This is a genomic window from Gemmobacter sp., from assembly GCF_016792925.1.
GTDB lineage: Bacteria > Pseudomonadota > Alphaproteobacteria > Rhodobacterales > Rhodobacteraceae > Gemmobacter.
On sequence record NZ_JAEULU010000065.1, the window covers coordinates 1 to 6,785 of the forward strand.

The following is a 6,785-nucleotide window of genomic DNA, read 5'->3' on the forward strand; positions in this document are numbered from 1 at the left end:
CTGCGGGGGCGCGGCGGTCGGCGTCACCGCATTGCGTCAGCCGCACCGCCCGCATGCCCTTGCTTTGGCCCAGCTTGCCCTGCCCGCGGCCACGCCCGTCCTGCCCGGTCACTTCGATCCGGTCCAGCGCCGCATGGGGCAGCGCCAGCAGATCGCCGGGCTTCAGCGCCAGCACCTGCGCCAGCGGCAGCGACAGCCGCGTCAACACGCCCTGCACCAGCACCTCGGCCTCCAGCACCTGATCGCCAAGCGCCTCGGTGAAGCGCGCGCCCTCCTGCGGATCGGGCGAGACCGCCGCCACCTGCCGCTGCGGGCGGCGGCCATGCCCATCGGCGGGCAGCGCGAGAATCATCTGCCCCCGCCGCGTCGCAGCCAGTTCGGCCTCGACCATCAGCACCTTGTAGCTGGTATCCTCCAGCAGCAGGGCCAGCGGGCGCGGCTCGTCCAGATGGCTGGAATAGCGGAACCCGTCGGTCCAGACCAGATCCTCCTCGGTCAAGAGCTGCTCCTCCAGCCCCGCCATCACGGTATCGACCCAATCCGCCACCATGGCCGCATCGGTGCGCGTCGGTTTGCGCGGCAAGACCGGCTGCGCCGTCACCTTGCCCAGCGTCTGCGCCTCGATCAGCCCGGCCAGCATATCGGCATCCATCACCAGCACGCCGATCGCTTCGCGCGGGCCTTCCAGCAACAGGATCAAGGCTCGTTCCGGCGGCAATTCCAGCAATTCGGCCAGCGAATAGCGATGCGGCCGCACGGCCACACAGTCCAGCGCGAGGCCGAACCCGTCGCGCGCGGCCCGCGCCAATGCCAGCGGCAAGGCCCGTTCGGCCCCACCCGCCACGGGCGGCGCCTGCCCGTCGCGTGCGGCCGCCGCCAGCTTGCGTCTGATCACACCCTGATCCACGGAATCGTCTCCAAACGGTCCCCGAAACTACCGGACGTTTCTGCCCTTGCAGCGACCTTATCGGGCAAAGCGTTTAGAAAGGGTTACGCTGCATCTGCGAAAGGATGTTTTTCCAGCCGCAAAGGCAGCGTCACCCGAAACGCCGCGCCGCCCTGCGCGGGCAGATAGGCGATGGTGCCGCCCAGATTGGCCATGATCTCGCGGCAGATCGCCAGCCCCAGCCCCGCCCCCCCGGCCCGGGTCTGATCGCTGAGCCGCGCGAATTTCTCGAAGATGATCTGCTGCTTGTCCTTCGGAATCCCCGGCCCGTTGTCGATGAAATCGACAATCACCCGCGCGCCGCGCTGCTTGACGTTGATCCGCAGCTCGGGCTTCGCCGCATCGCAGTATTTGCGGCTGTTCGACACCAGGTTTATGAAAACCTGGCTCAGCCGGTCGGGGTCGGTGCGCAGGAACAGCGCCTCCGAGGGCAGGTCGCGCCAGACCATGAACACCCGGTCGGGCCGCACCTGCGCCGCCGCGCGCAGGGCGCGGTCGATCAGCTCGTTCAGGCTGGCCAGCCGCAAATCCAGCTGCACCGTGCCGTTTTCCAGCACGCTGAGGTCCAGCAGATCATCCAGCAGCCGGGTCAGCCGGATCGCCTCGTCATGGATGATGCGCGCCTGCCCGCCCGCCACCTCGGGCGGCACATCGCCCTCCATCAAGATCTCGGAAAACGCCCGGATCGAGGTCATGGGCGTGCGCAGCTCGTGGCTGATCTGGCTGAGAAACGCATCCTTCTGGATCGACAATTGCGTCAGCTTTTCATTGGCTTCGCGCAACTGCCGGGCCGTGCGCTCCATCTCGGCGCGCTGCGCCTCCAGCCGGCCCGAATATTCCATGATCTGCGCCGTCTCATCCGCCACGCGCATCAGATCGGCCACCGTCACCCGCGCCCGCCCGGCCAGTTCGGCGATCATCGCATGGGCCGCCGCCGCGCCCACGGCGCCGGCCAGCTTGCGCTCCAGCGCATCCAGAAATTCCGGCGTGGGATCGGGCAGATAGCCCTCGGTGCCCTGCGCGCTCGCCGCCTCCTCGAAGAAGGTCAGCGCCGGTTCATCGCCCAGGATCCGCTGCGCCAGTTTCAAGAGCTCCTCGGTCTCCACCTGCCCGGCCTCCCAGGCCAGCGGCTCGGTGCGCTCGGTGTCAAAGACGTTCACGAAGGCCAGCCCCTGCACCCGCTCCACCGGGGTGGGAAAGGACACCAGCGAGCCGATGGCAAAGGCGGCCGTGTTCAGGCTGAGGCTCCAGAACAGCGCATGGATCAGCGGGTCCATCCCCGCCACGCCAAACAGCGCCTGCGGCCGCAGCCAGCCGATGCCGAAGGGCCCCTCCATGAACATCGACAGCGGGTAAACCCCGCCCGGCCCGAAAGAGGGCAGGAACAGCGTATAGGCCCAGATCGCAAAGCCGATGCACAGCCCCGCCGTCGCGCCCACCCGCGTGGCGCCGCGCCAGAAGATCGCGCCCAGCATGGCGGGCAGCATCTGCGCCACCCCCACGAAGGAAATCAGCCCGATGGCCGCCAAGGCCGCCGAGCCGCCCGAGAGCGAGTAATACAGATAGCCCAGCCCCAGCACCCCGGCGATGGAAAAGCGCCGCGCATGCAGCACCAGCCGCCGCACATCGCCCGTCACCTCGCGCGTGGGGCGCAGGCTCAGCCACAGCGGCATCACGATATGGTTCGACACCATGGTCGACAGCGCGATGGAGGCCACGATCACCATCGAGGTGGCCGAGGAAAACCCGCCCAGGAAAGCCAGCATGGCAAGGCCCCCCTGCCCCTGGCTCAAGGGCAGGGTCAGCACGAAGAGGTCGGGATTGGCGCCCGCAGGCAGCATCTGCAAGCCGACCACCGCAATCGGCACCACGAACACGCTCATCGCCGCCAGATAAAGCGGAAAGGCCCAGCTTGCGGTGGCCAGATTGCGCTCATCGCCGCATTCCACCACCAGCACCTGAAACATGCGCGGCAGGCACAGCACCGCCGCCGCCGACAGCGCGATCAGCCCCGACCAGCGCGAGGGGATCAGCTGCCAATCCGCCAGCGCCGAGGCATTGATGCGCTCGAAAATATCCACCGGCCCGTCGGCCAGCACCCAGACCACATAAATCCCCACCGCCAGCAGCGCGACCAGCTTCACCACCGCCTCCACCGCGATGGCGGTGACGATGCCGGTATGCTGCTCGTTGGCGTCCAGATTGCGGGTGCCGAACAGGATGGTGAACAGCGCCAGCCCCGCCGCCACCCACAGCGCGGTGGCATTGGTATCGGGCATCGCCCAGCCATAGGTGCCCGCAGCGGCAAAGACGCCAAAGCTCAGCGTGACCGATTGCAGTTGCAGCGCGATATAGGGTGTGGCCGCCACCACCGAAATCAGCGTGACAATGACGCCCAGCAGGTTCGACTTGCCGTAACGGCTTGAAATCATGTCGGCAATCGAGGTGACGCGCTGCCTGCGTCCAATCCGCACCATCTTGCGCAAGACCCACCACCAGCCCACGAAGACCAGCGTTGGCCCCAGATAGATGGTGGCAAATTCCAGACCAGAGCGCGCGGCATAGCCCACCGCGCCGTAAAAGGTCCAGGCGGTGCAATAGATCGACAGCGACAGCGTATAGACCAGAGGCGAGCGCAGCCAGCGCGCCGCCCCCGCCTGCATGTTGCGCTCGGCCACAAAGGCGATGGCAAACAGCAGCACCGCATAGCAAAGGCAGGCCAGAACCAGCAGGTTGAAGGGCATCAGCGCTCTCCCCGGCGCGGGCCATCGGGGCCGTTTTCGGCGTCAGTTGCCTCGTCGCTGTCCTCGCCTGCCGCCAGCCCCTGCGCCAGCCAGGCCGCCAGCGCGATCAGCCCGCCCCAGACCGCGAACAGATAGATCCCGTCCCAGGCGGTGTTGCGGTCCGAGGCCTCGGGCGGCTCCCACAGGATCGGCAGCAGCAGCAGAAAGGCCCCCGCCACCGGCAAAAGCCGCGCCGCATCGCGCAAGCGGCGCAGGCGATAGGCGCGGCGGGCCAGAAAGACCGGGCTGCGGCGCCTCACGCCCTCTGACCCTCCACCGAGACCAGCGACCGCGCCGCCGCCACGAATTCGGCATTGGCAAAGGGCTTGGCCATGAACAGATTGGCCCCCGCCCGCTCTGCCGCCTCGCGGTCGCGGCCCTGCCCCTTGGCGGTCAGCATCATCACCGGCAGGCCCGCAAATCCCGGATCGGCGCGCAAGGCGCTCAGGATTTCCAGCCCCGACCGCCCCGGCAGCATCAGGTCCAGGATCAGCAGATCGGGCCGCGCCGCCCGCAGCGCCGCCTCGGCCTCCAGCCCGTCGGCCAGCGCGCTCACCTGCCAGCCGTCGCGGGTCAGCAGGAACCGGATCGCCTCGGTGATATGCGGTTCATCCTCGATCAGCATCGCATGACGCGCCAAGAGCCTTCCTCCGTCCCGCAGCGACCCTGCGGCCGCCCCTCCCCCACGGCTTGCCGCCGCCCTCGGCCCGACTATCGGCGGAAAAGCGCTGCCATGTCAAAGCCTGCCCGCATCCGGCCCCCCTATCCATTGGTCGGGGGGCGCGCCGCGGGCAAGGCAAGGCCCCGGAGTGATCCGGCGCCCAAACCGCAGGTCACATCCGCGCCAGCCCGGCTGCGGGCGCTGGTCAAGCCGCCCGGCCTCTGGCACTCTGGCCGCACAAGACCCGATCCCGAGGCCCCGATGCGTTGTTCCCTGTTGCTGCTGCTTCTGCTTTCCAGCCCTGCGCTGGCCGATACGCCCCCGATGAGCGCCGAGGCGTTTGAAGCCTATACCACCGGCAAGACCATGACCTATGCGCAGGCCGGCGAGATTTTCGGCACCGAGCAATACCTGCCGGGCCGCCGCGTCCGCTGGGCCTTCACCCAGGATGAATGCCGGATCGGCCATTGGTATCCGCAGGATGACCTGATCTGCTTTGTCTATGAGGATCAGGCGCAGCCGCAATGCTGGGCCTTCTGGCAAGAGCCCGGCGGCGGCTTGCGCGCGCGCTTCAACGATGACCCGGAGGGCACCGAATTGTCAGAGGTGCGCCAGACGCCCGAGCCGATGTCCTGCGCAGGCCCCGATGTGGGCGTGTGATCGCCCCCTGCGGTGGCTGGCGCCGCTTCTGGCCCTGCTTGCCGCCAGCCCCGGCCTTGCCGAGCCGCTGGACGCCGCCCGCTTCGAGGCGCTGACCCAGGGCCGCATCATGGGCCATTTCGTTTATGGTGACCGCTACGGCGCCGAACGCTACCTGCCGGGCCGCAAGGTGATCTGGGCCGATGGCGAGGGCTGCATGTCGGGTCGCTGGGAGCCGCGCGGCGCGCTGATCTGCTTCATCTATACTGACGGTCTGCCGGATCGCTGCTGGCTTTACACGCAGGATGCAGAGGGGATGGTGGCGCGCTTCAACGGCGACCCGACCGAACCCGAGGTGCTGCTGCGCCCCGAACCCAGCCCGCTGGATTGCCCCGGCGATGCGCCAACGGCCTAAGCCACCTCAGGGCGCAAAGGTCAGCCGCAGCCCCGCAGGCCCGGTCAGGATCAGCTGCCCGCCCGCCAGCTCTGCCGCCGTCACCCGGCCAAGCGCCTCGTGAAACCGGCTTTCCGCCGCCAGATCGGGGCAGGCCATCTGGGTCGAGGCCACCATCGGCAAACGAAATTCGGGAAAGCGGCCCTCCAGCTCGCCAAACCAGCGATTGCAAGGCCCCTGCCCGGCGGCGCGGCCCGGCGCGCGCAGATCCATGGTCACGCGCGGCGGCAGGGCGCCTTCGCTGAACCCCACCAGCTTCCAGTCGCGCGCCAGATCGGGCGTCGCCTCCGGCAATGACTGGCAGGCCGCCAGCAACAGGGGCAAGGCCGCAAGGCCAAATCGCAGGGTCATGGCATGTCCTCTCACCAAAGCACTCATCATCAGACGCAACCCTGCCCTGACTCCTTGGCCCCCTGCGAGAAAAAATGCGATTTTTCGACGAAAAATCGTGGCCCGACCGTCAGGCGAAAGCCTGCGGCTTGGCCTCGCGTGCCATATGGTCCAGCACGGCATTCACGAATTTCGGCTCTTTGCCCGCGTCAAAGAAGGCCTTGGCCACATCGACGAATTCGGTGATCACCACCTTGGGCGGCGTGTCCATCGCCACCAGTTCGGCCCCCGCCGCGCGGAACAGCGCCCGCAGCACCGGGTCGATGCGGTCGATCGGCCATTTGGCGACCAGCGCCCGGTCGGTCATCTGGTCGACCTTGGCCTGCCAGTTCACCGCATGATCCACCAGCGCGCGGAAATGCACCGCGTCGCCCTCGGCCATCTCATAGCCTTCCTCGAAAACCTCGCCAAAGCGATGGGTCTCGAATTCGCGCACGATCCGCTCCACCGTCTGACCCGCGCTTTCCATCTGGAACAGCGCCTGCACCGCAAAGAACCGCGCGGCCGAACGCATCTGCTTTTTGTCAGGTTTGCTCATGCCCGTGTTTTGGCTCATGCCCGTGTTCCTTCCTCGACGCGAAAACCGATGCCCTTGCGGGCACCCGCCCATTTGCGGCCAAGCGCCACCAGATGCAAGGCCGCAGCCGCCGCGCCGCCGCCCTTGTTCTGGCCCGCCACCTCGGCCCGCGCCAGCGCCTGCGCGCGGTTTTCCACCGTCAGAATGCCATTGCCGATACAGGCGCCTTGCAGCCCCAGCAGCGTGATCGCGCGGCTGGAATCGTTGCACACGGTCTCGTAATGCGTGGTCTCGCCCCGGATCACGCAGCCAAGCGCCACATGGCCGTCATAGCTTGACATCCGCTCGGCCATGGCGATGGCGGTGGGGATCTCCAGCGCGCCCGGCACCTCGAT

9 protein-coding genes are annotated in these 6,785 nt (G+C 67.8%); 2 read left to right on the forward strand and 7 right to left on the reverse strand.

The window, feature by feature from the left end; all coding sequences use genetic code 11:
* From JNN06_RS03630 to JNN06_RS03645, 4 genes are all read right to left on the reverse strand, one after another.
* Positions 1-907 (reverse strand): FliM/FliN family flagellar motor switch protein (locus tag JNN06_RS03630; protein ID WP_291238238.1); only part of this gene is annotated, 907 nt, incomplete at its 3' end.
* An 83-nt stretch (positions 908-990) separates the two neighbouring features.
* Positions 991-3,690, reverse strand: a complete 2,700-nt coding sequence (locus JNN06_RS03635) for an ATP-binding protein (RefSeq protein WP_291238239.1) — start codon at positions 3,688-3,690, stop codon at positions 991-993.
* Positions 3,690-3,989: a hypothetical protein gene (locus JNN06_RS03640; protein WP_291238240.1), complete on the reverse strand. Its 300-nt coding sequence runs from the start codon at positions 3,987-3,989 to the stop codon at positions 3,690-3,692. The genes JNN06_RS03635 and JNN06_RS03640 overlap by 1 nt, the downstream gene beginning before the upstream one ends.
* Complete coding sequence (locus JNN06_RS03645; RefSeq protein ID WP_291238241.1) at positions 3,986-4,369, reverse strand: response regulator; 384 nt, start codon at positions 4,367-4,369, stop codon at positions 3,986-3,988. The genes JNN06_RS03640 and JNN06_RS03645 overlap by 4 nt, the downstream gene beginning before the upstream one ends.
* Positions 4,370-4,651: 282 nt before the next feature.
* Here JNN06_RS03645 and JNN06_RS03650 point away from each other — a divergent pair, with 282 nt between their 5' ends.
* Together JNN06_RS03650 and JNN06_RS03655 are read left to right on the forward strand one after the other, a co-directional pair.
* Positions 4,652-5,050 (forward strand): hypothetical protein, encoded by a 399-nt coding sequence (locus tag JNN06_RS03650; RefSeq protein WP_291238242.1) that lies wholly within the window; start codon positions 4,652-4,654, stop codon positions 5,048-5,050.
* Positions 5,037-5,444, forward strand: coding sequence for a hypothetical protein (locus JNN06_RS03655; protein ID WP_291238243.1), 408 nt, complete (start codon positions 5,037-5,039; stop codon positions 5,442-5,444). Before JNN06_RS03650 ends, JNN06_RS03655 begins: the two co-directional genes overlap by 14 nt.
* A gap of 6 nt (positions 5,445-5,450) precedes the next feature.
* Here JNN06_RS03655 and JNN06_RS03660 read toward each other — a convergent pair whose 3' ends face one another.
* From JNN06_RS03660 to JNN06_RS03670, 3 genes are all read right to left on the reverse strand, one after another.
* Positions 5,451-5,834: an META domain-containing protein gene (locus JNN06_RS03660; protein WP_291238244.1), complete on the reverse strand. Its 384-nt coding sequence runs from the start codon at positions 5,832-5,834 to the stop codon at positions 5,451-5,453.
* Positions 5,835-5,943: 109 nt separating this feature from the next.
* Complete coding sequence (gene nusB / locus JNN06_RS03665) at positions 5,944-6,411, reverse strand: transcription antitermination factor NusB (protein ID WP_291238245.1); 468 nt, start codon at positions 6,409-6,411, stop codon at positions 5,944-5,946.
* Positions 6,412-6,425: 14 nt separating this feature from the next.
* Positions 6,426-6,785, reverse strand: a 360-nt coding sequence (locus JNN06_RS03670) for a 6,7-dimethyl-8-ribityllumazine synthase (RefSeq protein WP_291238246.1), incomplete at its 5' end; no start/stop codon positions are given.

Coding starts and splice junctions, on each gene's coding strand:
- JNN06_RS03635 (WP_291238239.1), bottom strand. CDS start 3,690: ATGCCCTTCAACCTGCTGGTTCTGGCCTGCCTTTGCTATGCGGTGCTG.
- JNN06_RS03650 (WP_291238242.1), top strand. CDS start 4,652: ATGCGTTGTTCCCTGTTGCTGCTGCTTCTGCTTTCCAGCCCTGCGCTG.
- JNN06_RS03655 (WP_291238243.1), top strand. CDS start 5,037: ATGTGGGCGTGTGATCGCCCCCTGCGGTGGCTGGCGCCGCTTCTGGCC.
- JNN06_RS03660 (WP_291238244.1), bottom strand. CDS start 5,834: ATGACCCTGCGATTTGGCCTTGCGGCCTTGCCCCTGTTGCTGGCGGCC.
- nusB (WP_291238245.1), bottom strand. CDS start 6,411: ATGAGCAAACCTGACAAAAAGCAGATGCGTTCGGCCGCGCGGTTCTTT.